The organism is Bradyrhizobium sp. Ec3.3 (assembly GCF_000472925.1).
Lineage (GTDB): Bacteria > Pseudomonadota > Alphaproteobacteria > Rhizobiales > Xanthobacteraceae > Bradyrhizobium.
Genome location: NZ_AXAS01000001.1, coordinates 36,741 through 62,511, shown reverse-complemented (window position 1 = coordinate 62,511; position 25,771 = coordinate 36,741). Strand labels below are relative to the sequence as shown.

25 protein-coding genes and 2 pseudogenes are annotated in these 25,771 nt (G+C 57.8%); 15 read left to right on the top strand and 12 right to left on the bottom strand.

The window, feature by feature from the left end:
- Positions 1-12: 12 nt before the first annotated feature.
- The 3 genes and pseudogenes from YUU_RS0100320 to YUU_RS0100310 form a co-directional block, all read right to left on the bottom strand.
- Positions 13-1,389 (bottom strand): IS110 family transposase, encoded by a 1,377-nt coding sequence (locus YUU_RS0100320; protein ID WP_027520557.1) that lies wholly within the window; start codon positions 1,387-1,389, stop codon positions 13-15.
- A 215-nt stretch (positions 1,390-1,604) separates the two neighbouring features.
- Positions 1,605-1,970 (bottom strand): annotated as a pseudogene (locus tag YUU_RS0100315) (IS630 transposase-related protein); the annotation flags it as partial.
- A 73-nt stretch (positions 1,971-2,043) separates the two neighbouring features.
- A complete protein-coding gene (locus tag YUU_RS0100310) occupies positions 2,044-2,286 on the bottom strand; it encodes a hypothetical protein (protein ID WP_245287907.1) in 243 nt (80 codons plus the stop codon).
- Between the two features lie 702 nt (positions 2,287-2,988).
- Here YUU_RS0100310 and YUU_RS0100305 point away from each other — a divergent pair.
- From YUU_RS0100305 to YUU_RS0100300, 3 genes and pseudogenes are all read left to right on the top strand, one after another.
- Entirely contained in the window at positions 2,989-3,345 is a 357-nt protein-coding gene (locus YUU_RS0100305) for a hypothetical protein (protein WP_027520554.1), read from the top strand.
- 105 nt (positions 3,346-3,450) lie between these two features.
- Positions 3,451-3,717 (top strand): annotated as a pseudogene (locus YUU_RS62610) (HNH endonuclease); the annotation flags it as partial.
- Positions 3,718-3,849: 132 nt separating this feature from the next.
- Positions 3,850-4,254, top strand: a complete 405-nt coding sequence (locus tag YUU_RS0100300) for a hypothetical protein (RefSeq protein ID WP_156944020.1) — start codon at positions 3,850-3,852, stop codon at positions 4,252-4,254.
- A gap of 50 nt (positions 4,255-4,304) precedes the next feature.
- Here YUU_RS0100300 and YUU_RS0100295 read toward each other — a convergent pair whose 3' ends face one another.
- The gene (locus tag YUU_RS0100295) at positions 4,305-4,895 is read right to left on the bottom strand and encodes a hypothetical protein (RefSeq protein ID WP_027520552.1); all 591 of its coding nucleotides are present in this window, start codon (positions 4,893-4,895) and stop codon (positions 4,305-4,307) included.
- Between the two features lie 561 nt (positions 4,896-5,456).
- On the opposite strand from YUU_RS0100295, the gene YUU_RS0100285 reads away from it, so the two are divergent.
- Positions 5,457-6,404 (top strand): restriction endonuclease, encoded by a 948-nt coding sequence (locus tag YUU_RS0100285; protein ID WP_035660795.1) that lies wholly within the window; start codon positions 5,457-5,459, stop codon positions 6,402-6,404.
- Positions 6,405-6,853: 449 nt separating this feature from the next.
- On the opposite strand, the gene YUU_RS0100280 is transcribed toward YUU_RS0100285, so the two are convergent.
- On the bottom strand, positions 6,854-7,120 hold the full coding sequence (locus YUU_RS0100280; protein WP_027520550.1) for a phage major capsid protein: 267 nt from the start codon (positions 7,118-7,120) through the stop codon (positions 6,854-6,856).
- Between the two features lie 128 nt (positions 7,121-7,248).
- Positions 7,249-7,794 (bottom strand): hypothetical protein, encoded by a 546-nt coding sequence (locus YUU_RS0100275; RefSeq protein WP_027520549.1) that lies wholly within the window; start codon positions 7,792-7,794, stop codon positions 7,249-7,251.
- A gap of 433 nt (positions 7,795-8,227) precedes the next feature.
- On the opposite strand from YUU_RS0100275, the gene YUU_RS58265 reads away from it, so the two are divergent.
- Positions 8,228-9,124, top strand: a complete 897-nt coding sequence (locus tag YUU_RS58265; RefSeq protein ID WP_156944019.1) for a hypothetical protein — start codon at positions 8,228-8,230, stop codon at positions 9,122-9,124.
- Positions 9,125-9,129: 5 nt separating this feature from the next.
- On the opposite strand, the gene YUU_RS0100260 is transcribed toward YUU_RS58265, so the two are convergent.
- The 4 genes from YUU_RS0100260 to YUU_RS49685 form a co-directional block, all read right to left on the bottom strand.
- Positions 9,130-9,738: a recombinase family protein gene (locus tag YUU_RS0100260; protein WP_027520546.1), complete on the bottom strand. Its 609-nt coding sequence runs from the start codon at positions 9,736-9,738 to the stop codon at positions 9,130-9,132.
- A gap of 197 nt (positions 9,739-9,935) precedes the next feature.
- Complete coding sequence (locus YUU_RS58260) at positions 9,936-10,136, bottom strand: hypothetical protein (protein ID WP_156944018.1); 201 nt, start codon at positions 10,134-10,136, stop codon at positions 9,936-9,938.
- A 106-nt stretch (positions 10,137-10,242) separates the two neighbouring features.
- Entirely contained in the window at positions 10,243-10,785 is a 543-nt protein-coding gene (locus YUU_RS0100255) for a hypothetical protein (protein WP_027520545.1), read from the bottom strand.
- Positions 10,782-12,215, bottom strand: coding sequence for a hypothetical protein (locus YUU_RS49685; protein ID WP_051389543.1), 1,434 nt, complete (start codon positions 12,213-12,215; stop codon positions 10,782-10,784). The genes YUU_RS0100255 and YUU_RS49685 overlap by 4 nt, the downstream gene beginning before the upstream one ends.
- Before the next feature lie 177 nt (positions 12,216-12,392).
- On the opposite strand from YUU_RS49685, the gene YUU_RS0100245 reads away from it, so the two are divergent.
- A complete protein-coding gene (locus YUU_RS0100245) occupies positions 12,393-12,779 on the top strand; it encodes a hypothetical protein (protein WP_035660683.1) in 387 nt (128 codons plus the stop codon).
- Positions 12,779-13,732 carry a caspase family protein gene (locus tag YUU_RS0100240; RefSeq protein ID WP_035660680.1) on the top strand — a complete coding sequence of 318 codons (954 nt, stop codon included), beginning with the start codon at positions 12,779-12,781 and terminating at the stop codon, positions 13,730-13,732. Before YUU_RS0100245 ends, YUU_RS0100240 begins: the two co-directional genes overlap by 1 nt.
- Positions 13,733-13,796: 64 nt before the next feature.
- On the opposite strand, the gene YUU_RS0100235 is transcribed toward YUU_RS0100240, so the two are convergent.
- Positions 13,797-16,079, bottom strand: coding sequence for a P-loop ATPase, Sll1717 family (locus YUU_RS0100235; RefSeq protein WP_027520542.1), 2,283 nt, complete (start codon positions 16,077-16,079; stop codon positions 13,797-13,799).
- A 231-nt stretch (positions 16,080-16,310) separates the two neighbouring features.
- Complete coding sequence (locus YUU_RS49680) at positions 16,311-16,721, bottom strand: hypothetical protein (protein ID WP_051389542.1); 411 nt, start codon at positions 16,719-16,721, stop codon at positions 16,311-16,313.
- Positions 16,722-16,844: 123 nt separating this feature from the next.
- Between YUU_RS49680 and YUU_RS58255 the strand changes: the two genes are divergently transcribed.
- From YUU_RS58255 to YUU_RS0100190, 8 genes are all read left to right on the top strand, one after another.
- Positions 16,845-17,021 carry a hypothetical protein gene (locus YUU_RS58255; protein ID WP_156944017.1) on the top strand — a complete coding sequence of 59 codons (177 nt, stop codon included), beginning with the start codon at positions 16,845-16,847 and terminating at the stop codon, positions 17,019-17,021.
- Between the two features lie 164 nt (positions 17,022-17,185).
- A complete protein-coding gene (locus YUU_RS55975; protein WP_084801290.1) occupies positions 17,186-18,007 on the top strand; it encodes a C1 family peptidase in 822 nt (273 codons plus the stop codon).
- Positions 18,004-18,291 carry a protease inhibitor I42 family protein gene (locus tag YUU_RS0100215; protein WP_027520541.1) on the top strand — a complete coding sequence of 96 codons (288 nt, stop codon included), beginning with the start codon at positions 18,004-18,006 and terminating at the stop codon, positions 18,289-18,291. Before YUU_RS55975 ends, YUU_RS0100215 begins: the two co-directional genes overlap by 4 nt.
- A 31-nt stretch (positions 18,292-18,322) precedes the next feature.
- The gene (locus tag YUU_RS0100210; RefSeq protein ID WP_027520540.1) at positions 18,323-18,655 is read left to right on the top strand and encodes a hypothetical protein; all 333 of its coding nucleotides are present in this window, start codon (positions 18,323-18,325) and stop codon (positions 18,653-18,655) included.
- A 1-nt stretch (position 18,656) separates the two neighbouring features.
- Positions 18,657-19,643 (top strand): AAA family ATPase, encoded by a 987-nt coding sequence (locus YUU_RS0100205; RefSeq protein ID WP_027520539.1) that lies wholly within the window; start codon positions 18,657-18,659, stop codon positions 19,641-19,643.
- A gap of 28 nt (positions 19,644-19,671) precedes the next feature.
- The gene (locus tag YUU_RS0100200; RefSeq protein WP_027520538.1) at positions 19,672-22,173 is read left to right on the top strand and encodes a S8 family peptidase; all 2,502 of its coding nucleotides are present in this window, start codon (positions 19,672-19,674) and stop codon (positions 22,171-22,173) included.
- 374 nt (positions 22,174-22,547) lie between these two features.
- Positions 22,548-24,626 (top strand): DNA/RNA non-specific endonuclease, encoded by a 2,079-nt coding sequence (locus tag YUU_RS54880; protein ID WP_051389540.1) that lies wholly within the window; start codon positions 22,548-22,550, stop codon positions 24,624-24,626.
- A gap of 72 nt (positions 24,627-24,698) precedes the next feature.
- A complete protein-coding gene (locus YUU_RS0100190) occupies positions 24,699-25,409 on the top strand; it encodes a hypothetical protein (protein WP_156944016.1) in 711 nt (236 codons plus the stop codon).
- The last annotated feature ends 362 nt before the right edge of the window (positions 25,410-25,771 follow it).

The window sequence follows — 25,771 nt, the reverse complement described above, 5'->3', positions numbered from 1 at the left end:
CGCCACGCTTTCCTAAGAAACGGCGATGCCGGGGATTGGGCCGGCGGGCTGGAGCACGAAGCCGAAGGCCTTCGCTCGCCGACGCAGATTGTCAATGACCCGCGCGCGGTATCGCGTCTCGTGGGAGGACGCGCCAGGGTCTACATAGTTCATTCCGTGTTGCACCGCGTTATAGAACAGCACTGCGATCTTGCGCGCCGTGGCGGTCACAGCTTTGGCCTTGCCGATGCGCGCCGAGAGCCGTCTGTAGAAGGCGCCCAGCGCGGTATCGGTTCGTCCCACAGTTGCCGCAGCAAGCCGCAGAAGCGCGGCGGCCCGACTCCCCGAGCGGCGTGTGCGCGCAGAGAGCACTTTGCCACCGGAGATCTTATTGCTCGGCGCCAAGCAGAGCCAGGACGTAAAGTGCTTTGCGCTCGGCCAAGTGGAGAGGTCGTCGCCGCACTCGGCGATGAGCTTTAGCGCGAGGAAGGGGCCGAGACCGTTGATCTGGGTAAGGTCTTTGCCGAGTAGCTTGAAGAGCGCTGCACGGACATCAAAGAGCAATGAATTCTGTTGATGGGATCTATTCTGACGTGCTGCAGGCAATTGACCTCCTTCGCGACCACGACGGACGCTGAGTTCTTTCAACACAGCCTCGATCCGAGCGTCGCAGGCAAATGCCTTTTGTTGGTACGTGTCGTAGAGAGCGAGTGCCTGTTCGAGGATGAACAGGTGCTCAATGCGGTAGTTACCTGCCAGCGCTTTCTCGATCGTCTCGACAGTGGCGTGGCAACGCCGATCCCGCATGCGCGCCAGCACTGCCGGATCGCGCTCGCCGGCAAGGATTGCGCGGATAATCGGTAGCCCGGTCGAACCGGTAATATCGGTGACGACGTGATGGAGCTGCACGTTCATTTCAGTTAACGCCTTCTGCATGTGTTGGATATGAGATGCCCCATACTCCAGCAGGCGCTCACGTTGACGCAGGTAGGCACGCAATTCGGCGATCTGACCTTTGGGCCGAAAGCTTGCGCGCAACAAACCGAAGGAGTGAAGCCGCTGCAGCCACTGCGCATCACTGACATTGGTCTTGCGTCCGGGCACGTGCTTGGCATCGCGCGCATTGACCAGGAACACCGCAAAGCCACGAGCGTCGAGGAGCTCAAAGATCGGGATCCAATAGACGCTGGTTGACTCCATGACGACCGTGTCGACGCCGCATTCTGCAAACCAGTCAACCAGCCTGTGCAGATCAGTTGTGAAGGTACCGAAGCTGCGTACCGGCTCAGGCGTGCGATCTGCATTCACGGCGGCCATATGCATCGTGGCCCCGACGTCGATCGCGGCCGCATTTGGATGCACCACCGACATCGTGCAGCGGTCGTTGTTCTTCGATTTTTTCCGACCCATTGCCAATCCTCCGTTGGGAACGGAAGGGCTGGGCTGCGCTGATGATCAATTTCCTGAACGGGATCGCCTGACGGCGTCACCCCTCTCACGTGCGCAACAACCCATGGACCATGTTTTTTTGCGGGCTAACTCGCACCAAAAAGCTGTCGGCCGCTCCCTTCCGTCACGAGGATAGACATCAGCCGTTTCTACGCCCACAGGCGGACGCTGTCCGAGATGGTTTTTTTGAAGCTGAGCTTCTCGGCATGCACGAAGTCCCACACCGAGTGGTAGTCGACCTTCAGGCCGCGACTGGCAAGCTCGGCAACGAGACCGCGTATGGTGAAATCGCCGTCCCTGATCCGCTGCGACAGCCAGACTGCGTGATCTCCCGAAACCGCCTTCGGCTTGTGACCGCCCATCTGGCCAGGCTCAACGCTGCCGGTCTCCTCGACCCGCTGCATCCAGCCGATCGCAGTGCTGATCGCGACCCCAAACTGTTTGGCGGCCCGATTGCGCGACATCCCGCCCTCGATCGCGGACACGACACGCTTACGGAGATCCAGAGAATAAGGCTTGCCCATCCCATGCTGGCCTCCAATCCAGCCAGCATGGAGAATCAGAAATACACTGATTTGGGAATCCCAAATCGATTCAACCTAACCCCATCCCGCTTTAGCTTGCTCTCGTTTCGACCCTCGGCAGCGAAGCGTGATATTCATCCACGCTATCGAGGTCGATGAGGGTCTTGCCTCCCATCTTGTATGCCCTGATCCTCTCGTGGGCGATCAACTCATAAGCCTTCGTCTTTCCGAATTTGCCATAGCGGCAACCGTCCTTGAACTCGACGAGCCGGCGCCGCTTGTTGTTATCATTGTCAACCATGGTTCCTGCATATGCTTCGATGATCTCCGCCACAATCGGATCAAGCCCCGCTGAGCGAGATGAGCATTTCCATAGCGCGACGTTGTCGACGCCGGCTTACCAAAAAGGCCCTGCTTTCGTGGTAGCTGACGAGGTTCCTGCTGATCTGTTTCGCCACCTGCGCGTAGCCCAACCGTCCGGGATGCATTGATCTATATCGCCTACGGTGCCGAACAAAAGGCTCTCTGATGCCGCCGCTAATTCCTGCGGACTGTAGAGTGCAAATCGGACGGATCGGAAGCGCTGTTGGCAAGGTACCGTTCCCGCGCTCATTTGGCGCCGTTTGCAAGTCCGGTATACAAGCGCCACTCAAGCTCATAATCTTGAGGTCGTCGGTTCAAATCCAACTCCCGCAACCAACGAAAATGATTTCGCACGAGTTATATCGCATTGCGTTCGATGGCCTCTGGCCGAGCATAGTTTCCGCGCGCAGCCCATCCCTCGATAGTGATCGGCTTGTATTTCCGTCAGCACGTCGCTTTTTTTGCATTGGCTGGACTGCTGCAATTCTTGACCTGAAATCTGGTGCCGTGTGGGTGAAGCGAAGCGCAAAAAGGAAACCGTTCTAAACGGTCCGTGTCCGTGCTGTTCGGCAAAGGCCGCGCGCCACTGTTGCTTTAATGGCGGCGATTGGCACAAGGTCCCCGCTGTTATTGGGCTGAAACCCATCTCCACCCGAATTTTGTTTCGGAGTTCATGGCGATTTTGAACACGGTTGTGACCGCGACACAGTCCGTAGCGATTATCGTAACACATTCCGCCTATGTCGTGCGCGAGGTGCCTAGCCAAAGAGTGCGAATTTTCTCTCTGGACGATCGTACGATTGCTATCGATAAGCCCCGGCTGCAAACATTTGGAGCGAGCATTGACAGCATCTCCCAATTCGTCTTCGCGGACACAAGCATATCGCACCAATATCAGGAGACCCTGCAAACTTGGCTCGACTCGCTCGGGCCCGGGATCTCGATCGAGGCGATCATTGAACAGTTCGGCAATCAGATGAATAGCGAGACGCTTTCCTACGTAGCGCGTCTCATTCGAAACCGTCCATAATGATAAGGATAGAAGCGCCCGGGGCGGCAAGCGACGACGCTCATTTGCAGAAACTCTGCGGTAAGCAGCCGTGGTCACCCCATTACGCTTTGTGTCGAGCTGCCTATGCGGGGTATCGCAGCCACAAAAGGCAACCCATGGCACGTTTCCCGAACGGCCTTCGTCCCTGACGTAAGCGAACAGCAAACGGCTCTCTATGAGTCGCAGTCAAGCTCGCAACGGATCGTAAAGATCCGCCAGATGCAGTTGAAGAGCTGTCCAAGGTGCGGGGCCTCGGTGACCGGAACTGTGGATCACTATCTCCCTAAAGAAGACTTTCCAGAGTTCTCGGTGATGGCCGCAAATCTAGTGCCTGCCTGCTCTCACTGTAACTCAGGTAAGAAAGGTAGAACGTTTCGAGGCGCGTCTCCGAATGAAAGATTCCTCCATCCGTACTTCGATAAGCTGGCCGATCAACCCTTGTGGCTGACGCGCATAATTCCACCCTACGAAGCCGCACCGATCTTGCTCGACGTCGTCCGCGCGCAGCTCGGCTGCAGTCTGGTGACCAACCAGTCCAGACTCGACGAGGAGAGGCTTGCACTGGCGCTCGCCGTGGGCGCCGCCGAACGACGCATTTTTTTCTCCTACCCACGCGTCGACCTCGATCAATCGCGTCCGCGTGTTCCCTCGTTCCACGCGCTGGAAGCTGTGAGGTCGGCCGAAGGCAGGATGCCCCGATTTCGCGGAACTCACGCGCCGAGCCGAGACAGTGGCTGCGAGCCGGCTCGGTTGGCCGGCACCGGACGATCCGAACGAATGCCCCAGAGCCTCGTCCACACGCGCAAGCTCGATCTGGTGCGCGTGACAGTGGAAATCCTGCAAGACGCCCCGAAAAAACGCACGATATCGGCGCGGCTGCAGATCTAATATTGCTGCGATGAAAGGGGTGTTGCGTTCAGCACGTAGGCTGACGAGCGTCACTTGCAGGCAAATTCCAGGTCATCAAGATCGCGCGGTTCTTCTTTGTTGTTTTCCTTCGCGTTCACGAATTTCATACTCACACGCGGCGGGACTGCGAAGTCTACATCGAGAAAGGCCGTTCCCAATTTCATGTTGCTCTGAATGCGCTTCGCAGTCACCGCGCTGGAGATCAGAGCGGACACCAACACGCTATTGCTCGGAGCCTTCGCGACTATAGCACTCACCTTCTGCGGGTCGGTATTGCCGTTGGACTTCAGCCGCAGTCGCGCCTTTGGGGGAAGGCCCCAAGTCACTTTGAACGTGCTGACCTCATAGCCCATCTGTTCAAGTAGAGGCAAAGCGTCCCCAACCTGTTGAGTAAACGAGTTGAACTCTGCCATCAGTTTCCCGGATGGATCGGACAGGTCGGGAAGCGACAGGTCCGGCATTGACGGCAAGGAGACCGCCGGCATCGAGGGCATCATCTCCCGGGCCGATTTGGTGAAGCTCTCCAGTTTGCCGGGGGCGTTGTCTTCAGCCTGAACGGGTATGGCGACAAAAACCAAGTTGGCTGCAAGCAGAGCAAACGCTGTGGAAATAATTTGCATTGAAAGACCCCGGACCCTTTTGGTCGAATAGAATGTCAACCTGGAGATGCGCGCAATAGGCGCGGGCCTAAAGTCTGGATTGCTAATTTGCCGAGCCTGTTTTGGCTGCGGAAGAAGTAGGGCTTGGAAATGGCTGACGTTTGGAGTGCTGCGTCGGGTGGATAGCGACGTCGTTTGTCGGCCAGCCTTTCAGGCAATTCTTCGATTTGCGTCGGGAGGTGATCCACAAGAGTGTATTGTAAGCGAATGTTAGCGCTGCGCAGAAAACGAAGGCCGACAGTACGGTTGAGCAACTCGACCTGAGCGAGGAAGAGTTAAAGCGATTGGGCGAGGCCCAAGACACATTTCGATCTTGCGGCTAGGATGCGCGCATTTGCACTCAATGAGCCCTTCGCTGTTCGCCCTGTCAGTCTGTGGAGATTTGATCCGATGACGGCCAGCACCGCGCTGCTGGCGGTCTCAAATATGCTGCACCGCTTTGGCGGGGCCGCGCCGCAGCGAAGAGCCAGCTAGAGCAGGTGCTTCGCTTCCGGGCCGATGCGCTTAATGTTGGAAGCAACAATGTTTGATGCGATCAGAGAAGGTATTGGAAAGTGGCTTGTCGCCCGCTTTGCTTCAGCCATAAAGCATACGACGCGCGCGGAAGGCCGGGCAGTCGCCGTGCGGTGGCTTAGCGAGTCTCGCGCTGTCATCGCGAGTGATCTGAGTCCAACGGAAAAGTTGAAGAAATTGAATGCGCTCGTCAATTCGCGGACAGCAATCGTTGCGATTGCAAAGAGCGTTTCGGAAACGGTTTCAAACTACCGCAACTCCGATCTTCCATTATCCATGAAGATCGCGCTTCCTGCAACTTTGGCAGCTATGCCCTTATTTGGGGGGCATGCTGCTGGTATAGCAGCGTTCGGCGGCGCGCTCGGCGTACCCGTTCTGTTGCTGATCTTTGTCGGTACGGCAGGAATCACTTCGATAATCGAAGCGGTCGTGAGCAGTCCCGAGGCGCGTCCCCACATTGTCGAAATAATTGACGCTATAGTGCAGGACGAACGCTTGCGCCGCGCTAGTGCCGAGATGAAGGCTGCGATGAAAGAGCAGCCGATGGACCCCACTCGCTTTGCGGTGCCGCCTGAAGATTTGGCGCTTCGTGCTTATTTGCTCACTATGGACCCGTTTCAATTTGAGCGTCACACGATGAGTTTTTTCGACGCGGCGGGCCTCGAGTCGTGGACGACACGGAAATCGAATGATTTCGGAGTCGATGGCTTTGCCATTCACCCGGACGGCTTGATTATTGTTCAGTGCAAGCGGAACGCAAAAGAGAACAGGGTGGGGCGACCAACTATCCAGCAGTTCAAGGGTGTCATTGAAGAGCATTGCGCCCTTCGCGGGTACGTCGTAACGACATCTTCTTTCACTGACGAAGCGATCGAGTCGGCGGGGCGTTCGGAGAAGATTGGGTTGGTCGATATGGACGCATTAGTGCGCTGGCATGCGGACTCGCCGACATTTTGAGAGCATCGGAAGGGAAGTAAAAAGTGCATTGGCTATTATTGATTGTTGCGCTCGTTCTCTGGGTCGCCATGACGAAGAGCTTCCAAACAGGGGTTGATTTGCCTAGCCGAAGCGCTCTGAGGAGCATCCGTCGTCGGGCGCGAAAGGCGGGCAAGGACGAATGGCAGGCTGTATCCGATAGCATTGCCCGCAAGCAGAAGAGACAGCGGAAATCGCCTCCGGGTCTTTTTGGGTAGCTCAGGGCGGTCGCTTTCACTCGGGACAGAAGTTGCCGCCTTCCTGTAAGCTGCCCGGCAAAGCCTTGAAAATAAGGTTCAAAATGGGGAGCGTTCGTAGCGCTGACTCGTACTGGCGCTGCCGCTGCCGCTCGTTAATGCTAATGGTAAGAATAGATACCTGTCGACGACCATATGAGGAGCGCTGATGCGTCTGTTGTTTAGCCAGCGCTATCACCGGGCGATCGAACAGGCGGCGCTCGTCGTTGATATTCCTGACGCCGCTCGTCGGAAAGTCTGAGCATGGCTATACGCTAACAACTCCTCCCTCGGCATTCGGCGTGACACGTCGCAAATCGGAATGCCGCTGTTCGGGTTGAGGATGCCTTGCGGCATGCCGACGCCGGAGCCGATCATGATGGCCTTGCTGATGGTGTTGCGGAAGGCCTGCGAGGTCTTGCGCATGATCCAGCCCTCGATGTCGAAGGATGCATCCTGCAAGAGGTCCGACCGGCGCAGAGAACATAGCGAAGGGTCTCGACCTTCACCTCAAGTTCGCCGAGACCTTCCTGCAAATCCGGCTGCGGGTTGTTGCTGAAGCAGCTTGTTTCGCAGGTCCAACCCGCGTCCTACATTCTGACGTTGTCGATGAAGAACTTTAAGCTGCCGCTGCTCGCGTTCTCCTGCGCCATCAGACCGGCGACGTCGGTCGGATCGATCAGGCAAGACAGAACGCGATCGGACCACTGCGGTTGCAGGATATAGCTGTTGGTGCCGAACGCGAACGAGGTCAGGCTCTTGCGTTCGGTCGTATCGATGTTGTTGATGTTGCCATGCCGAAACAGCTTGCGCATGGCCTTGTTGGCATTGAGCGCTTCATCGACCTCGACCGGCGACGGAATGTAGAGCGGGCCAGTGCCGTCGTTCTTCGGCTGATTGAGGTCGTGCTTGAGAATGCAGAGATCGGTCGCGTGCCTGCGCTCGTCGCCGTCCTCATGGTGGGTCGCAGAGGGACGGCCGAACCTGCGAAACATGTTGTTGAGCGCGTGTTCGAGTCCGCCGAACTTTGCGTCGATCTCCTCGAACTTCTTGCTGTTGATGCCGCCGCTGTTCGCCAGATCGGCGCGGGCCGCCTTCAGTTCGGCGATCAGGTCGCCAAGATTCTCGATGCCCATTGATGGGCCTCCTCATCGTGCCGCTTGCGGGCGGCGGTACAACCTCCTTTCAGGTCATGACGAGGGGAGATTACCGCAGTTCTTCAGGCCTCGCAAAACCCAAACGGGCCTCGCCATAGATGCAACGAGACCCGCTCTGTCATGCCCTGAAAGGATGCGAAGCATGCTCGCACCGGCCGATGTTAGTCGATCAGCGCAGGCTAAGGGCCAGAGTCACGCGCGAGGCTCCGGGTTTTTTGTGCGCGTGATCTTTGTTGACCATGGTCAACATGACGGGATTCATCGTCGCCCGAACTACCGAAGGATGTGCCACCAGAGCCGGAGAATGAGCAGGGCTGGATTTCGAAGACGGTCGCGATCACGGGAGCCGGGCCGGTCTTATCGACCATGGTCAACATGCTCCGGCAGCGCGGGCCCGTTGGGAAAGATTCGCTTGAAGATCGCCTCGCCGATGATCGTGGCCCGCGTGGCGAGCGCTGGCGTGTCGGGACTTGTGTTTGGTGTTGCCGAAATTGTTGTGGGGCTGCGCCGGTTACGCGGGTTGAGATTTATCACTCCGGAATCCGCCGATCACCCAGCCCACGGCAATACCCAGCAACAGCAACGCGAGAGGCGGCATGATGGTGATAAGCCAAGCTTGCAGGGCTTGATCTTGTGTCCTGTAGCCTGTGTCGACCTTTTCGAGGATGAGTTCGCGAATGTTGCTCGGTTCGACTTGCTTGCTCGACCTTGCTTCTTCTCGGTGAAGTTCGCCATCCAATACCTGCATCAGTTGATCGCGCGTCTTGGAGGTATCGAGGGTGAACCGCTGGCCGGTGGGGGTCTCAAACTCAAACGTCGCCTTATGCCACAGCCCTTGGTATGTTTCCGGGTTCCAGACCATCACAGCCAAGCCGACCCACAATGCCGAAATAACAAGCCAAGCTCTAAAAAAACCGCGTCCCCACCGCACCGCGCCCTCCTTCCTACAAGCAACAGCCGAATCTGGAATAGCCGCAAGAGCGAACCTGAAGCAACGCCAAATCCCTTCCACTACTCAATCTTTCCCCTAAAGGCGGGGTCAGGCCAGGATGCGCGACGAAACAAAATCCGCCGGGATGAAACCATTTTCCGGCTTCCACGAAGGCATGGTGAAACCTCCGGCCACTACGAGAGGCCCAACGGGACAACGACAGGGCACACTGTCATGGCGGATCGGCGCGGCTTGAAAGTGATCGGCTTCATCTTCGCAACCTTCACCATCGCGGTGATGCTCGTCACCACCGTGGTGGTGGCGAAGAGCTATGCCGACGGCGGCGTCTCTACGCTGGCGAGCCTCGACAGCCGCTAGACCGATCAGGCCAGTATCCGCTGCACCGTGCCGGTGCCGATGCCGAGCGTCTTGGCGATCTTCATCTTGCCCATGCCCTGCGCGCGAAGCGCCTTCACCTTGGTGGCAATGACCGCCTTGGTGGTGCCCCAGCGCTCCGCATCCTTGGTGCTGCCACGGCCGAGCCGGGTGCCCTTGGCCTTGGTGCGGGCCAGACCGGCATTGACCCGCTCGCGGATCATCTCGCGTTCGAACTCGGCGAACACCGAGCACATGCCGAACATGGCCCGGCCGCTCGGACTCGTGGTGTCGAGATGTTGCTGATGAACGTAGAGGTCGCAGCCTGCGGCTCTGAGGTCCTCGATGAAGGCGACCAGATGCTGCAAGCTGCGGCCCAGCCGGTCAATCGCCCACGCCGCCACCATGTCGATTTGGCGGGCGGTGACGGCCTTGAGCATGGCGTCGAACGCCGGGCGCTTGTCGCGGCCCTTGGCTCCACTGATGCCGTGGTCTTCGTAGACCTCGACCACAGTCCATCCGGCGCGTTTGGTCACCGCCATCAGTTCACGGCGCTGGTTGTCGGTGTTCTGGTCGCGCGTCGAAACGCGGAGATAGATCGCAACACGCTTGGTCATGAGGTCCTCCTGCTCCGGAGGTAGGTCAGTATATACCGGAAATAAAAGTGATTAGTATAGGTTAATTTTGGGAAATCAAATGGGGAGGGGGGCCCAGCCCGCCGAGCGAGTTTTCACGCCCTCGCGCAGAACCCCCGGCCTGATTGGGCTGCGGCCAAACTATACCTGAAACACATGGTTTGGGTATGAGTGTTCTCTCACCGCGCAGCAACTGAAACCATTGAGGTTTCTGGAGAAGCTACAGATAGGTTTTCGGTATAGGAGGGCAGCGCGTTCAAATCGAAGATGCGGCCTAAAAATTCGGCTTCGGCAAGACGGCCGGACCAAGCCGAGCCGCGCAACTTTAATTCATCGAAGATGTTTCGGCGTGTAATTTCGGATATAGCTGTTTTCGACATGGCACCTGGAGATCACGAAGGGCAAGGTACTGCAGCGAGTTAGGCAAGCTAATCCGTGCTTGCAATGATGATATAGTGCCGAGAGCGGTAACCAGTCCATGTCGCTTCAGTGGGGTCGCTGATACACGACCAGGCTCTCGATCATCTTCCGTAGATCTTTCGCCCTAGCCTCGCGGTACTTGGCATGGACGCTAAGCGTAAAGAGGATGGCAACTTCGGCCGTGATGCCGGTCAGGTAAGTGGTATCGTAATTGTGCGCCTCCGAATCGCGCAGAATGCCCTCGACCCATTCCGATCCAGCGATAGTACGGCGCCCGACCGAAACGAGTTCCGCATGGCCATCTCTGCCGACTGCCGGCATGGGCGTCCGTAGATGCTCCTCGTACTTCACAAGTGTATCATCGGCCGATCGGTACTTCATTGTCATGATGACGATCGCATCCGATGGTTCGCTAAGGCGGCAAACGTATTCGGTGACTTCTCTCGTGCAAGACCAGCCGGCGGGCATCTCGAAGGAGAATGCTGCCGTCGCAAAACGCACCGCCGGGGTCGGAACGAGTAGCCAAGCGGCTCCGATGCCCAGTCCGCAGATCATCAAGGCCGTGAGCGACAGTCCAACAAGGAATGCTCTGAAGAACGAACCTCTCACCGTCGTGTCCCGCCCGCTGATGCTCCGATGATCTCGGCAACCTGACGGAAGCGTTCACCCAATCCCTGAGCTTCGGCATCTTCGGCCCGAATTGCCGAGAATAGCGCCTGCGCTCTTGCGGTCGCCTCCGACGAGGCCGCGGACTCTCCGCGCAGGCGATGGATCTCCGACTTAAGAGAGACGGACGTGATGTAGTCGAGCCGGGCGGAGAGATCGGCGCCGCGGTCCAGCGCGATCTGCCCTAATTCATTCGCGGCGTCGACCGCTTTGATCGCTTCCTCGGTTCTCTGTTTCTCGGCGAGTGATACGGCTGCAGCCTGGAGCGTCTGTGCCGCAAACTCAGGCAAGTCCCTCTCGGTGACGAGTGCTTTCGTAAATTCGTGCGACTTAGCCATAAAGAAAGCGAGCGCGTCATTCTCCTTACCGAGCGGCCTATCGTCGATAAAGCGCTGAAGTGCAGCTTTTCCGGCCACAAGCACGGCAAGCGCATCGTCGGGCGAGCCGGTCTTGGCGAACTGCTCTTGGGCGAGGCGAATTGCCGAAACGATCAACTCCGCCGCTTGGGCGCTCTCTCCAAGCCGCTCGCGACTTTCCGCGCGTTCGACCGAACACAGAACGCGAGCGTTGGTCCGCGGCGTCGCCGTGCTGTCTTGGAGAGAATCCAGAAGGTCGCATGTCGATGCGAGTAACTGACTGCGTGCCTCACTCACCGGAAGCGAATTTGAGATCGATTGGATGACCCTGTCGGTCGCGAACAAGCTGCGCGAGAGGGCGTCCAACGCGCGGTTCCTGCTCTCGAAGGCAAAAATGGCCAAGCCGGCAACGGCGACGACTAGGGCGATTGCACTGCCGGCGGTCAACCCCAGCTTTACCTGCTGACGGCGCTCCTCTTCTCGGCGCAGCGTCGGCATATCATCGATGCCGAAGCCAAGAAGAGGAGCGAGCAACTTGACTGTTTCGTCCGAGAGCCTTGCGGCTTTCGCGGGGTTCAGGAAGGAAAGAGCGCTGAGACCTCTCAGGTCAATGATCTCGATGTTCGGATAACGGCCCGCCAAGTCGCCGGGAAGGATATTGCCGGGGGTATCCTTCCCGAGAACCGCAAAGATATTTCCTGCATTGGGGCCGCCCTCGAAGGCGTCGATCTCTCGCCGGATCCAGTCATTGCGGTCCGCGCCACGATCGACGGCATCTGGCGTTGCAACGACGATCAGATACCTCGATGCGAGGAGCGCCGGTAAGGTAACTTTTTCGAAAAAGTCGTTGGTTGCTTGTTCGTAGATCGTATCGAGGTAGATTTTGAGATTGCCTGGTTGTCTCGACTTTAGCGAACGCGGCGCGCGGAAATCTTGAAGTAGTCTGCGCAGGCGCCGGGCGAACAAGTTCCCGTCGGACCTCCGATAAGAAATAAAAGCATCAAAGGTAGTCGCCATGGGATGTCCCCTGACAGACCAGAAATCGGCGGCCGCTCCCTCCAGAATGCAACGCGAACGTATGCGGCAGCAACCCGGGGAGTTTCCCAGTAGCCCAGTTTTTCCAAGACTGCAAAATGCCGATGTACGAGGGTCGAAGGGCAGGCCGGTGTCCTTGGAATACATACAGGAGAGAAGGTGGCTAGCACGAAAAGGGTCTTCACCGCGTTCGCGATCGAAGATGAGAAGCTGCGCGTCATGCTGGTCGGCCAGCGGCTCCATACCGACACTCCGTTCGAATGGACCGATATGTCGGTGAAGGAGCCTTGGAGCTCCGAATGGAAGACCAAGTGCCGTACGAGGATAAAAGGATGTGATGGGGTGATCGGCATCATCACGCCGAATACGCCGAAGGCAAGCGGACAGCTCTGGGAGCTCAAGTGCGCCTACGAAGAAAAGAGGCCGGTGCTGCTCATACGCCGGAGCGCGGATAGGCCGCTGTCAGCAGTTCCTGAGGAAATTCGCGGCAGGCCAGTAGTAGCGTGGTCCTGGCCCACTATCGAGACATTCATAAAGAAGCTCTGATGCGGGCACAAAATAAGGCAACCGTCATTGGCATCGACCATTACGATGACAAGCCACTTTCCGGCTGTGAGGCCGATGCAACGGCCGTCCGAGATGCGATTGCGAAGAACGCCGACGGCTCGCCTAATTTCAAGGTGAATCTCTTACTTGCCTCGAAGAGGCAGGTGACCAAGGCGGGCGTAGTCGGAGCATTTAGGGAAACGTTCTCCTCCAAGGATGCCAGCATCGCACTCTTCTACTTCGCCGGCCACGGAAGTTTGACTTCGGACGGCGGATTTCTGGAAACGCAGGATGCTGCAGAAAACGACGAGGGTGTCCCCATGGCGCAGCTGATAGCCGCAGCGAACGCCTCGCCGGCTTCGGAACGCGTTATTATCCTAGATTGCTGCCACTCCGGTTCAGTGGACCTACTGTTCGGCTCCGCAGCCTCCATCCCAATCGCCGAAGGCGTGTCGATCCTGGCGGCATGCCGCGCGGAGCAGAACGCTATCGAGACGAGCGGACGAGGGGATTTCACCAGGCTAATCTGCGATGCGCTGGCCGGCGGAGCTGCCGACGTCCGCGGGATCGTGAACGTAGCGAGCTTATATACGTATGTCGACGAGGTCATGTCGATCAAGCAACGTCCGATGTTTAAGGCCAACATTTCGAAGCTCGTTGCCATTAAACGGGCCACCGCAGCGATATCCGACGAGAAGTTGCGAAACCTCACCAAATACTTTCCGTCCGCGGACTACGTCTATCGCCTTGATCCCTCCTACGAGCCCACCGCTGAGCCGCATGATCCCGAGCACGAGGCGATCTTCGGTGACCTTCAAAGATTTCGCGGCGCTCGGCTTCTCGTCCCGAACGGCGAAGATCATCTGTACTGGGCTGCGATTAACAGGAAGTCCTGCAGTCTCACACCTCTCGGGAAGTTTTATTGGGAGCAGGTAAGGGCGGGTGACATCTGACAGCGCCGGTGTCACGCCGCTGGGCGGCTAGCCGTCCGGAAGTCGCAAGCTTCTAAATCCATCGTCAGCCCCCGGCCGCATCATGCTTATCGATGTCAGACCACGAGAAGTTCATGACAGGTTCATCGACATTCGGTAGCAGGTTCAGCTTTTCGATGAACATTGGATGGATGACGATCCAAGCCGACTTTCCGAGGTCCTTCTCGTCAAAATCCAGGGCTTCCGGATAGATGTGATAGAAAAGGTCCCTCATTTTGTGGCGGTTGCCGACGTCCAATCGCCTGCGTCTCACCCCGAAAAAGCCGAGCTCGTATAGCATCGCGAGCTTGGCCTGGTCACTGACCTCAGTCTGCCGATGCATGAAGGTAAATGGCAAGTGTGAAAGCCTCTCGATGACAGCATCATACTCGAGTTGCTGGTTTCCGTTTTGGAAGAGCCTGATGATCTGATCTATGTTGGTGATGTGCTCGCGCATTTCACCGAGCCATTCGTGCTCTATGATGAGATTATTCGTTCGCGCGATGACCATTCCCAACACCGATGGCATAGTATTCCGTCTCAGCCGCCTGTTGTCCTTCAGTACTGCCAGAAGCTCGGCGTAATGGATGAGGATATCGCGGGGACGCCACAAGGTGTGGCGCAGGACCTCCAGGAAAAGATCGAACTCGAATGCTTTCCCGCTCACGTGCACGTTCACCGACACATTGAGCTCCGGCGCGAATATTTCCATTCCTTCCTTGAGACGCTTCTGTGGGTTTGCGCCCTCGTCCTTGAGGTCCTCCGTGTCAAAACGTCCTGCGACTTCGATGCGCTTGCGCAATAGACTGACCAGTTCAATGCCGCTCCAACGCAATTCTCGCGTCGGGGCAGCCAAAACGGAGTCGCGACGATCGAGTTGGACCTCCAGAAAACGATCTTTGGGGACGGCAGCAACGATCGTGAGTGACCGAAGTCTGCCCAGCGTCCTGCGTCCAGCGCGTCCGGAAGGCCTCTTGATCGCCTCGATAACTTCGATCAGTGCTGTCAGCCAATCGACTTCGGTCTTTACGACCACCTGACGGTTGGCTTCACTCGCTTGGCGGGCATCATTGCGCGCGCGCTGAAACTCGGAGTCGAAGCCGTCGAGGCAAAGTAGGTGGCTGTGTGAGGCAATCGACGTGAGATTTGCCTGCAGCTGCCGCGATCCGTCCGAAATCCATTCAAGGAGACTGTCGATATCCAGGTTTCTCTGAAGAAATGAATCGAAGCGGGCGCGCGAATCGCTCGGCGCGCGCTCGACAGTCTGCCGAATGAATTCAGATACCAGTCCAGATGTTGCGGTGAATTCGGCTGCCCTGCCCTCCGTGGGCCGCACCTGCAGAAGCTCTTCAGCTTCTCTACGAACGAGGACTTCCGCTGCGGGAAGCAAGTGTCTCTCGGCTCTTAGCAGCTCGAGATAGATAAAGGCGGACCACAGTAGTGAAAAAGCCTCATACTTGTTTCTGTGAAGGTAGACGAAATCTCCGCTCGCTTTTTGGCTATATTCGGTTAGACCGACGCCATGCACGTCCCATCGATCGACGACTAGTTCGATAGGCGCTGCGAATGCCTGATTCTTCTCCATGATGCTTATGAGCGTCGTCTTGCCCACACCTTTTCGGCCGATGAGCAGGTAATCCTCCTGGCTGGCCACTCGGAGGAACTGGCGAGTCTTGACGAACAGATCTTCACGAAAGCGTTCGTAAGTCTCCCGCTCGTGCTTTTGCAGTTTGAAAAAGGCGATATCAAAATCATGGTACGATTGTCGTCGGCGCTCTTCGCCGACCGTGATCTGTTGCAATGCAAGGAGACGATCGGCAATCAGCTTGATCGCTCCGGCGACATGCTTTGTCGATGCTGCCGTTAGGCGCCGACCCTGATCCGTGTGGTACGTATAGAATTTTGACAAATCGATAGATCGTTCCCTAGATTCGAAATGCGCGGGGAGTGCTGTTTCAAAAGTCCCCTTCCACACGATTTTAATGGCCAGGATATGATTCCGTCCTGACCACTCGTCATTGCGACGCACATAGATCTGGAATTCTCGCGAAACCCCGCTCTGAAGTTCGCGCATGTCGATCCGACGCTTGTATTCTGGAGTGCCGACTATGATTATCGCCTCCGCGTGCTCTAGCGCGGACTCGTGGGCGGCAACGGTCTCGCCTAGCGGCAATTCGTGGGACGAGAGGTATTGCACGTTGTCGCGCGTCAGCTTCTTGAGCTCCTCGAGTAGGACAGTCAGCTCTTCCGCGTTTCCATCCGCAACGCAGAATGATATGAAGCATCGTACCGTCTTCGCCGTCGGCCGTCTCGCCATCGAGTCACTCATCCAGGTATCCCGCCTCCTTGGAGGCGGATGACTTCGGAAATACAACGGACGGCATGGCAACCAATGGCTGGCCGTTCGAGATAGGTCCGCACTACATCGCTCAAACGGGCACAGCCTGACTTTACCCCCAACAAGGGACAACCTCGGGACAACCCTAGGTCCTGATCACAGCAGGCCGGGGTGGTCAGAACCACAGCGGAGAAGCGCAAAGGCTCACGGCCGGAGCTCCCTTCACCGGTCCGCTGCGCGGGGGAAGCGGGCCCTTTGCAGGGGGGCAGCCAAGGTGAAGATCATGCGCGATTTGAAGGCAGCCGGGCTCTGCGCGATTAGTATATGGCGGAGCGGGCGCGAATCCGGAGCGAAGGTCGGTGCGTTCAGAGCACAGTGCTGCGGACGCCATGTCCACGTCGGCACATTCAGCCCCCAGCGACGGGCGAGATGTTCGCCGACCGCGCCCAGCCACGCATCCTGAAGCGGGTCGCCTGTGAAATTCGGCGCTTCATCGAGCCGCCGTTGCTGCTGCGGCTTGTTCGGGTGGTCGAGATAGAACGCGTCCAGAAATTCGTCGAGAGCATGCCCGAACGACTTGCGTCCGGAGACCGCATCGTCGGCGACCTCCTGCAAGGATTGCGGGCGGCTCATCGTGGTCGTCTCCTTGTGATCGCTTCGATCGCCTCGGGATCAAATTTGCTTAGCGACACGGTCCATTCATATCACGAGTAATTGGCGAAAGTTCGGGCCGCCGTAGATTGGTTAACGGGCTCGATGACTAAAAATGGCGACCGCCGCGGCGAACCCGTTGGGTTGGATGCGGCAGGGCGTGACTTTGCGGATGGCCTTTATCTGGCGAAGGCGGAAGGCTGTGAGGCCTTCATCAGCTTTGGCGAGGATTTCGCCAATGCCGCCAACGCCCTCGGCGGCATCAAGGTGAGAGCGCCCTGACAGTCCGGTGCTGCAGCCACTGCCGCCTCTGACTGTCAGATCCGAAGCAAAAACCCGCCGCTACCGGACCGGCCTTCTGCTGCGCCCGCTGGACTTCCGGCCTCGGACGATCGATTCTTATGTGGTAGCCACGGAAGGCTAGGCATTTTGCGGGGAAGCGGACTATGGAATTTAGCGATCTGGAGAGATCTCTTCAGACAAGCTCGGCAGCTTGGCGAGCCCGGCGCACGCCGCTATTCGATCTCGATCCGAAGCGCCGGCGCGTTGCCGGCATCCCGGAAGTCGCCGTGGATGAGGCGTTGCGGGCAGCTTCTGGAAGGCTGCTGGCACCTCGTTCCAGTCGGGCGGCGGCGCCGCGCACCTGGGACTGGCGAACTCGAGAACCCTCCATCCTTTCGGATGTCAGAGACCAGTCAGTATGCAACTCGTGTTCGGCATTCGCAATTTGTGCAGCCATGGAAGCACGCCTTCGGCTTCACGAGGGAGAAGCTGGATCGATCGACCTTTCAGAGGCGGATCTTTTCTTCTGTGGAGGAGGGCGCTGCGAGGACGGAATGTGGCTCGATTCTGCGCTTTCAAGGGCCCAGCGGGTGGGAGTCGGTATCGAGGCGGACTTTCCGTATGATCCCGGCGCGACCCAATGCGTTCCTACCCGACCGGCTGTGAGGGTAGCAGGCTTCAGCTATATCGTGGATCCAAAGGATCGGAGGTTATCAATCACCGAGGACGGGCCGGTCGTGGCGGTGATGAGAGTTTTCGAAGATTTCCTAGCCTACGATGCGGGCGTGTACGAGCACGTCGCCGGCGAAAATGAGGGGCTGCATGCCGTGGTGATCGTCGGTTATGACGACGACCAGAGTTTTTGGATCGTTCGGAACAGCTGGGGGCCGGATGCGGGGGAAGGCGGCTGTTTTCGGATTCGATACGGTCAATGCGAAATTGACACGAGGCCATTTGTAGCAATCGAGGCCGAGAGGACTACATGAGCAATCCCGAGAACGCGCGGGATTCAACGATCTCCGGCGTTCGTCGCGGAGAGGAATTCGAAGTGGTCCTCCCCAACTTCGCTACGGCCGGGTTTCAGTGGAAACCGGATTTCGAGCAGGCCCGGTTTATTTTGGTCGGCCTCGAACGACGGGGAGAAGGTCGACATGAAGTCGTATTTCGCTTCCGGGCGCTCGGAGCCGACGGAAAAATTCAGTTCATGCTCGCCCGGCCAGGGAAAGAGCCTCGCGAAACGAGAACCTACAACGTGATTGTCGGGCCTTGACCTTTGTTGCAGATTTTGCAAAAAATGCAAAATGGGTATGATTAACAATCTCCAAACGGAAGCGCAACGGCAGCTTGCCGGTCGAGTCCTGTTCTACAAGGCGCGACGAGGGTTGTCGTTGCAGAAATTGGCCGCCGAACTTGCGTGGAACTACACTACGCTTCATCGCGTACTAAAAGAGAAGACGGGCATGCGGCCGCATCAAGAGGAGCGGCTGCAGGAGTTTCTCGCTCGGCAGGACTTAACGGTCCGTCAGGAGGAACTTGCTAGGTTGATCACCCAGTTGGGGCCGGAAGAGGTCGATGCGGCGTCGCAGATTTTGCATATTATGCAAAATATGCGGGTGGGGCGTGAACGGAACTGAAATGGCAACCGTACAACAGATCGTCGCCCTTATCAGAAGCCACGCACGCGGCGATCGCGAGCGTTTCGCTCGTATAGCCGAGCAGATGGCCGAGACGGCCGCCGGCCGAGGGCAGGAAAAAATCGCTGCCGAAATCCGGGCGCTGCTACGCGAGGCCGACGCGTCGGCGGGACCCGTTGCCAAATCGCGCGATCCGATTCCGATGCTCCGCCCTCGCGGCGAGCTCGTGGGCGTCATGTCGGTAGCGAATCCGGATGTACGTCTGTCCGATATGGTCCTGGATGATCACCTATTGGCGCGACTACGCAAGATCGTGAAAGAGCAGTGCGAGCGGTCGAAGCTTGAGGCTCGCGGTCTGCAACCCCGCCGCAAGTTCCTTCTGGTGGGGCCGCCAGGGACCGGGAAGACGATGAGCACGGCTGCGGTGGCCACCGAGCTGGGCCTACCACTTTTCACGATTCTGCTGGACGGCCTGATCACGAAGTACATGGGCGAGACAGCCTCCAAACTGCGCTTGGTTTTCGACGCCATGTCGGAGCGTCGTGCGGTCTATCTCTTCGACGAAGTGGATGCTCTCGCGACGAGCAGAGCGACAGACAACGACGTCGGCGAGGCGCGGCGGATTCTCAATTCTTTCCTGCAGTTTCTCGATGAGGATCGCAGCACGAGCCTCGTCTTCGCTGCGACAAACCACCCGGAGCTCCTGGACAGGGCCATATTCCGGCGTTTCAATGCGTCGCTCCACTTCGAGCTTCCCGGTCCACCGCTCGTTCGTCCGTTGGTAGAGTCCGTGCTGTCAAACTTCGACCTCGATCGAATCGATTGGGCTGCCGTAACTTCGGGGGCAGCCAATCTGAGCCAGGCAGAGATAGTGCGGGCCGCCGACGACGCTGCCCGTGATGCCGTTCTGGATCACGATAACGTTGTGGACACCGAACTGCTCCTTGCTTCGCTGGCCGACAGCCATAGGGTCAGGCCGTTGACTTGACCGGGCGGACCTTGCCCAATGCGGCCGCATGGCCACGATTCGACGATATCCTCACCTTTTCATCGATCTGTCCGCTTATCAGATCCCGTTCGCGGCGCCGACTGGCCGCGGCGGTGATGAACATCCGCCGCCTGTAAAAAGCAGACCACAACATTATCAAAGATTCGCGCAGACCTTCGAGAGTGCAGTCGCGACCAAGAGGGCAGCGCTCAGCCAGTCAGCAAACGATTCGGAAGACGCGCAGATCCACTTAAGCGTAACGGCGAGATCGGACATCGGCGTTGTGGCCGAAGTAACGAAGGATGCATATCAGAAACCGCAGGGTGTGCTCCAGCTTCTATCGATCAAGGGACGCGGTCGGCGTCAGAGGGCCAACCTCCTGCTCACCCTCTCCAAGGCCGACACACTTCGCAATCGTGCTGCTGCATACGCGGAATGGGACGGTGACGGGAGAAGACCTGCGAACTTCTTTTTCTTTGAGAGCATCGATCGATTCTTTCCAACCAAACTGGAAGACCTCTGGCTCGACGCGCCCGAGCTTCTGCCAGAGGTCGGAAAAGTGGCGGAGTGGGAAATTTGGGTGAAGCCGGAAGCTTCGCAGAAGCTCCGCAACTCCGCGAGACTATTCGGCGTTCGCTTCGATCAGGGAGAGGTCGAATTTTCCCGCGTCCGCGTTCTTCGCGGCCATGCGCGACGCGAAGACTTGCAGAGATTGATCGATGGCTCCGGGGCGGTAATGGAATTGCGCGCCTGCTCCAGTCTCACACTCGATGTGCTGGACATGGGACACAATGCGCGCAGGGAGCTGAACGCCGCGATCGCATCGAGGATGCGGGCACCTGGCGCTGATGCCGCGCGCATCAGTATCCTCGATACCGGCGTTGATCACAGCCATCCGATGCTCTCATCTGCGCTACCGGAGTCGCGTTGCCATTCGCTTGCCGAACAGTGGCCTGTGAACGGGTGGGACCCTCACGGCACGCTCGTGGCTGGTATAGCCTTATACCCCAAGCTAGCGAACATTCTCGACGGTCGTGAATCCATCAAGCCAGAGAACGGACTTGAATCCGTGACCGTGTTGCGACCGCCGAATGGACAGCGATTCCCGCGCGAGGCTACGGGCGAGATCGCCGCGGCGGTTGAAGTCCTGGAGGCCTCTGAGGATGCGAAACGGGTATATTGTCTTGCATTCACGAGCCCAACTGGGTCCGACGATGGGACGCCATCCACGCTGTCTGCGTCCGTCGATCAGCTGGCATGGGGCAAAGACGCCGAACCACGCCTATTCTGCGTTGCTGCGGGCAACATCCTCGATGAACCGTTGATGATGTCCGGTTACGTCAACCGAAATGAAGAATCGGGCATCACTTGTCCGGGCCAAGCCCTCAACGCTCTTACGGTAGGAGGGTGCACTTTCGTCGACGAGCATCCAGGCGGCGGCGACCTTCTCTGTGCCGCGGGCGATCTATCGCCGACGAGCAAAACGAGCTGGTCATGGGCAAACAAGCGCGCGATCAAGCCCGATGTTGTCTTCGAAGCCGGTAATCACGAAGTGGACCGTGACACCGGCGAAACGAGGCTCTTGCAAGAACTCGGCGTGCTGACGACTAATAAACACCCGTCCAGGCGTTTCGGCATCTTGGCCGAGACAAGCGCTGCGACCGCCGCAATCTCGGGAATGGCTGGACGCTTGAGTACTCGGTATCCTCAATATTGGCCGGAGACTATTCGCGGCCTGATCGTTCACTCGACCGACTGGACGCCCGCCATGCTCGAGCGAACGGCGGATGCTAACAAGCAGCTCCAACGGGATCGTCTTGTCGCGCTCTACGGCTACGGGGTACCCGACGAGGACCGCGCTCGTCAGAGCGCCTCGGATGCGTTGACTCTCATAGCGCAAGATCAGTTTGCGCCATTCTCCTTCGAGAACGGCAGGACGGTCGCGACGCAATTGGCCTATCACGAACTGCCATGGCCCGCGCGAATCCTTCGAGAAATGGGGAAGACGCAAGTCGAGCTGCGGGTGACATTATCCTATTTCATTGAGCCGGATCTCGCAGCGGCCGCGGCTGGCCGCTGGTCGAGATACGCTTCGCATCGGCTGGGATTCGACGTTCGCGGTCCGGAGGACAATGAGCTCGATGTCTTGATGCGGCGTAACCGGGCCCTACGGTCGCGAAGGACGAGCAGTCCACCCGAACGATCCGAGGACGGCTGGGCTCTCGGATCGCAGCTCCGGGAACGGGGAACGATTCATCATGACAGGTTTAGTGGAGCAGCTGTCGACGTCGCACGCCAGAACGGAATCCGTATCACGCCGAAGAAAGGTTGGTGGACGGACGATCTCTGGAAAGGCCAGTATGCAGGCGTACCCGTTCGATATTCCCTCATCGTCAGCATCAGGTCTCCCGGGATTACACAGGATATCTATCAAGCAGCGGTGACCGAAATGGCTTCGATGTCGCGTCAACGCAATCGCACCCTCATCGAGCTTGCTGTTCGGCCGACGACCAGCCTACGTCGAAAGTGATGCAGTCTTCCTCTGGCTGTCCTTCAGCTGCCGTGGCGGGAAGGACTCCTGTCGAAGAGCCTATGCGATAAACAGTATCCGGACGGCACGGCGCGCCGATACCTGTTATTTGAGGTATTCCGGGCCGGGAATGATTTGCGATCGCTAAGTGCTTAGAACATCTCGCTCATCCGTCCGCCTTCCTCGTCAACGACACCGACGGTTCTCTGACCCGCAAGCGCATGGTCGCGGCCGGCGTGCGGCTTCGTTCGTTTCCGAATGCCCTGCAACTAGGATTCTCCCTGGGATGGTATTGCTTGGAGTGGCTTCTCCGAAGCGCAACCTTTGATACCTTACGGGGCAGATGGTGCGGGTGCAGGACTCGGAGATCTGAGATGTCGAAGGAAGAACGGCTGCGGCGGCTGCAGAATTTCACCTCTTGGGTTCATGACAGCGATCCCAAGCTGGCTGAAGAAACCAGAGACTTCGTGTTCACGGAAGGCAAAGCGCCTACGCCGACAGGGGATGCCCTCGAAGACCAGATCGTGAACGAGAGTATAATCCTTAAGCGTACTCGCCCAGTTCTTGCGATCAAAAATAACCAGGCGGAGCTCATATTCCTCGACGCGCTCGACAGCGGCATCTGGAAGGAGCGATTGACCAAGGCGGAAGGTCTGATCAAAAGCGCAGCTCAAGCTGTCGGTCGTATCGACCTCGAGAACGCTGGATTGGATTGGGTGGGCACAGGTTGGCTCGTGCACGACGAGATTGTCGTAACCAATCGTCACGTGGCGAACGAATTCGTCGCTCGGAAAGGCCAAGGCTTTACATTCAAGATGGGCCTAGGTGCGGAAATCGGCGCATCGCTCGATTTCCTTCAGGAGATAGGCAATCCCAACACGCTGGTGTTCCGGCTCACTCGAGTTCTTCACGTCGTACCACCTGGTGGTCCCGATATCGCGTTCTTCGAGGTCGAGCGTGAAAGCGGTAGCCGGACCCTAGCGCAGCCTATCCGCCTCGCGGCCGCTCCGGCCCTGTGCGATAGCGTTGGTCTGATCGGCTTTCCCGCTTATGACAGCAGAATTCCAGACAAGGTCCTAATGGACCAGCTGTTCGACAACACCTACGACAAGAAGAGACTTGCACCGGGAGCCGTTACGCGTCTTGAGGATCTCAGACTATTTCATAATTGTACGTCGGCCGGCGGCAACTCCGGCTCTGCCCTCATCGATCTGATTTCGGGCGAAGCCGTCGGACTTCATTTTAGCGGCACATTCCTGGCGACGAACTACGCGGTCCGGTCCGACGTGGTCCGAACAGTTCTTGATGAGGTGCGTAGTGGTCGGATCAGCGCACCGGCCCCCGCTTCTCGCGGGAGCAGTGCACTGCCAAGCGCTCCTCGGTCGCGCCAACGCCCATCGAGGCGGGTCCTCGCCTCGGAGATCGTGGCAGAGGGAGACGGTCGGGAGGTCAGCGTAACGTTTCCGCTCACCGTAAAGGTCTCTATCGGGAACGCGATGGGAAATCGTGCGCCTGCGAGATTCGATCTGCAGGATGTTGAGGCAGGGGGAGAGGATGACATCGAGGACGTTGAGGAGGCGGTCGCCTCCGACTACCGCGACCGCAAAGGTTATGATGCTCATTTCCTCTCAGAGGACGGTGAGAAGCGCGTGGTGGAACTGCCCGAGGTCGTCCGCAACGCTCGCGACGTTCTGACGTTCGACGGGACCGATGGCAAAGAGACTTTGCTCAAGTACGAACATTTCTGCGTAGTCATGAGCCGCAGCCGTCGCATGTGCTTCTTTAGCGCTGTGAACATCGACGGCAACAAGTCCAGGAAGAGTGCTCGCGTAGCTTGGAAATGGGATCCTCGCATTCCGCGCGAACAGCAGATCATGCATGAATGCTACGGCAATCCGCCCAAGTTCAGTAGGGGCCATATGACTCGTCGCGAAGACCCGGGTTGGGGCACGCCAACCGAAGCCAAGCGCGGCAACGAAGATTCTATGCATGTCACCAATACATCTCCGCAGATGCAGGCGTTCAACTCGCCCATTTGGCTCGCGCTCGAGGACTACGCGCTTCAGCATGCGCGGGAGGACAAAATGCGCATTTCGGTCTTCACGGGGCCCTACCTGCATACAAGAGATCAACCCATGTACGGCGTGCAAATACCTACTGCCTTTTGGAAGATCATTGCCTTTGTTCACGATCGTACCGGAAGACTATGTGCAACCGGTTACGAGATGGATCAGCAAGCTCAATTGGAAGATGAGGCAGAAGAGTTCGTCTTTGGCCGTTTCACGTCACCGCAACTGAAAATCGCGACCCAGGTGTCTATCCGTTCAATTGAGGCGAGAAGCGGCCTGCACTTCGGTCGTCTGGCGAGCCTCGATCCCTTAGCGGGCGGCGAGGAGAGCCTCTCGGGGGAGAGAGTGCCGCTGATGACACTCGGACAGATCAGATTTGTCTGAGGGATTTGAAAGGGGCTCGCGCTCGAAAGATTCCGCCCGCACACTTCGAAGGCCACCGCTCGGGGTCCGATCATGCTGCGGCGCGCGCGCAAGCATTCCTTCGGTCCGGCTTCTTTAGCTTGTTTGTTAGGTATTTTTGCCATGGCAGAAGACAAATCGCTGACCGCAATTGAGCGCTACTGCTCAATTATTGACGAGATAAAATTCCGCATACAGTGGATAAAAAAGATAATACACGCTGAAATCTCCATTGCAGAGACGATAGGCCGAGATGCTGGCTTCTTAGAACTTCGAATGATCTGCGAACTTATCGCTTTTGGCTGTCTTATTGCGCATGGCGACATAAAGGAGACTAGAAGCGGAAAGTTCACCGGCAAGTACCAAGCGGATTTTTTCGTCAAGGCGCTTTCGGCGCTGCATCCAGATTTCTATCCCAAACCAATGCTTCCCGCGCCAGGGCAAGAACCAATCCCAACGCGGGTTTGCGCGATACTCCGAAGTCCTGCACCACGCACTTCAGGCTTTCTAACAAAATCAGAGCTTACGACGCTTTATCATGCGTGCGGCGAGCGGATGCACCGCGGTTACCTGCGCGACATACTCAACCACAAGAGGATTGAAGGTGAATTTTCGATGATAGGAAAGTCCGTCGATAAAATCGTTCGTCTTCTCGACTACCATCGCATAACTCTGATCAGCGGAGAGGAGATTTGGTGCGCTGCGGCCGGAGGGCCGAATAATGAAGCCTTTGCGGCGCAGGTGAGCGCGCCGCGACGGGTGTAGCAATAGGCCCGCATCTCCAGTCGGAACGGCCATCCTTCAATCTCTGTTGGCCGGGAGCGCGAGACCTCGCCAGAGCAGGGTGGGACCAGCTCCATCCGTGCCTCACCCGAGCAGTCTAGGCTCGTCTAAAGGGCTGAATGGCTTATATAACTGGGGAGTTTACTAGCTGATCGGCGGGGCAGGGTGTGACACAGCTGGGAGAGGGATCCGAATAGCTGGGCCCAAAGTGGCCGAAATCGTCTGAAGCTGTCAGAATGGGTAGCAATGGCCCAAACTTGCACGTGGACCGCGGCCGCGCCATCGGGCGCTCTGTCGCTCGCCCGCAGAGAGTTGGGAGCGGCCTCATGAGCTCGCAATTTGTC

What these genes read in the sequence shown, in the direction of transcription:
- YUU_RS0100320 (WP_027520557.1), bottom strand. Translation starts at nt 1,389, where the DNA reads ATGGGTCGGAAAAAATCGAAGAACAACGACCGCTGCACGATGTCGGTG.
- YUU_RS54880 (WP_051389540.1), top strand. Translation starts at nt 22,548, where the DNA reads ATGTCGAAGGAAGAACGGCTGCGGCGGCTGCAGAATTTCACCTCTTGG.
- YUU_RS0100190 (WP_156944016.1), top strand. Translation starts at nt 24,699, where the DNA reads ATGCTGCGGCGCGCGCGCAAGCATTCCTTCGGTCCGGCTTCTTTAGCT.
- YUU_RS0100210 (WP_027520540.1), top strand. Translation starts at nt 18,323, where the DNA reads ATGGGTATGATTAACAATCTCCAAACGGAAGCGCAACGGCAGCTTGCC.
- YUU_RS0100275 (WP_027520549.1), bottom strand. Translation starts at nt 7,794, where the DNA reads ATGGGCATCGAGAATCTTGGCGACCTGATCGCCGAACTGAAGGCGGCC.
- YUU_RS0100285 (WP_035660795.1), top strand. Translation starts at nt 5,457, where the DNA reads ATGTTTGATGCGATCAGAGAAGGTATTGGAAAGTGGCTTGTCGCCCGC.
- YUU_RS49685 (WP_051389543.1), bottom strand. Translation starts at nt 12,215, where the DNA reads ATGGCGACTACCTTTGATGCTTTTATTTCTTATCGGAGGTCCGACGGG.
- YUU_RS0100235 (WP_027520542.1), bottom strand. Translation starts at nt 16,079, where the DNA reads ATGAGTGACTCGATGGCGAGACGGCCGACGGCGAAGACGGTACGATGC.
- YUU_RS0100200 (WP_027520538.1), top strand. Translation starts at nt 19,672, where the DNA reads ATGGCCACGATTCGACGATATCCTCACCTTTTCATCGATCTGTCCGCT.
- YUU_RS58255 (WP_156944017.1), top strand. Translation starts at nt 16,845, where the DNA reads ATGACTAAAAATGGCGACCGCCGCGGCGAACCCGTTGGGTTGGATGCG.
- YUU_RS55975 (WP_084801290.1), top strand. Translation starts at nt 17,186, where the DNA reads ATGGAATTTAGCGATCTGGAGAGATCTCTTCAGACAAGCTCGGCAGCT.
- YUU_RS0100295 (WP_027520552.1), bottom strand. Translation starts at nt 4,895, where the DNA reads ATGCAAATTATTTCCACAGCGTTTGCTCTGCTTGCAGCCAACTTGGTT.
- YUU_RS0100305 (WP_027520554.1), top strand. Translation starts at nt 2,989, where the DNA reads ATGGCGATTTTGAACACGGTTGTGACCGCGACACAGTCCGTAGCGATT.
- YUU_RS0100240 (WP_035660680.1), top strand. Translation starts at nt 12,779, where the DNA reads ATGCGGGCACAAAATAAGGCAACCGTCATTGGCATCGACCATTACGAT.
- YUU_RS0100205 (WP_027520539.1), top strand. Translation starts at nt 18,657, where the DNA reads ATGGCAACCGTACAACAGATCGTCGCCCTTATCAGAAGCCACGCACGC.
- YUU_RS0100215 (WP_027520541.1), top strand. Translation starts at nt 18,004, where the DNA reads ATGAGCAATCCCGAGAACGCGCGGGATTCAACGATCTCCGGCGTTCGT.
- YUU_RS58260 (WP_156944018.1), bottom strand. Translation starts at nt 10,136, where the DNA reads ATGTCGAAAACAGCTATATCCGAAATTACACGCCGAAACATCTTCGAT.
- YUU_RS0100260 (WP_027520546.1), bottom strand. Translation starts at nt 9,738, where the DNA reads ATGACCAAGCGTGTTGCGATCTATCTCCGCGTTTCGACGCGCGACCAG.
- YUU_RS49680 (WP_051389542.1), bottom strand. Translation starts at nt 16,721, where the DNA reads ATGAGCCGCCCGCAATCCTTGCAGGAGGTCGCCGACGATGCGGTCTCC.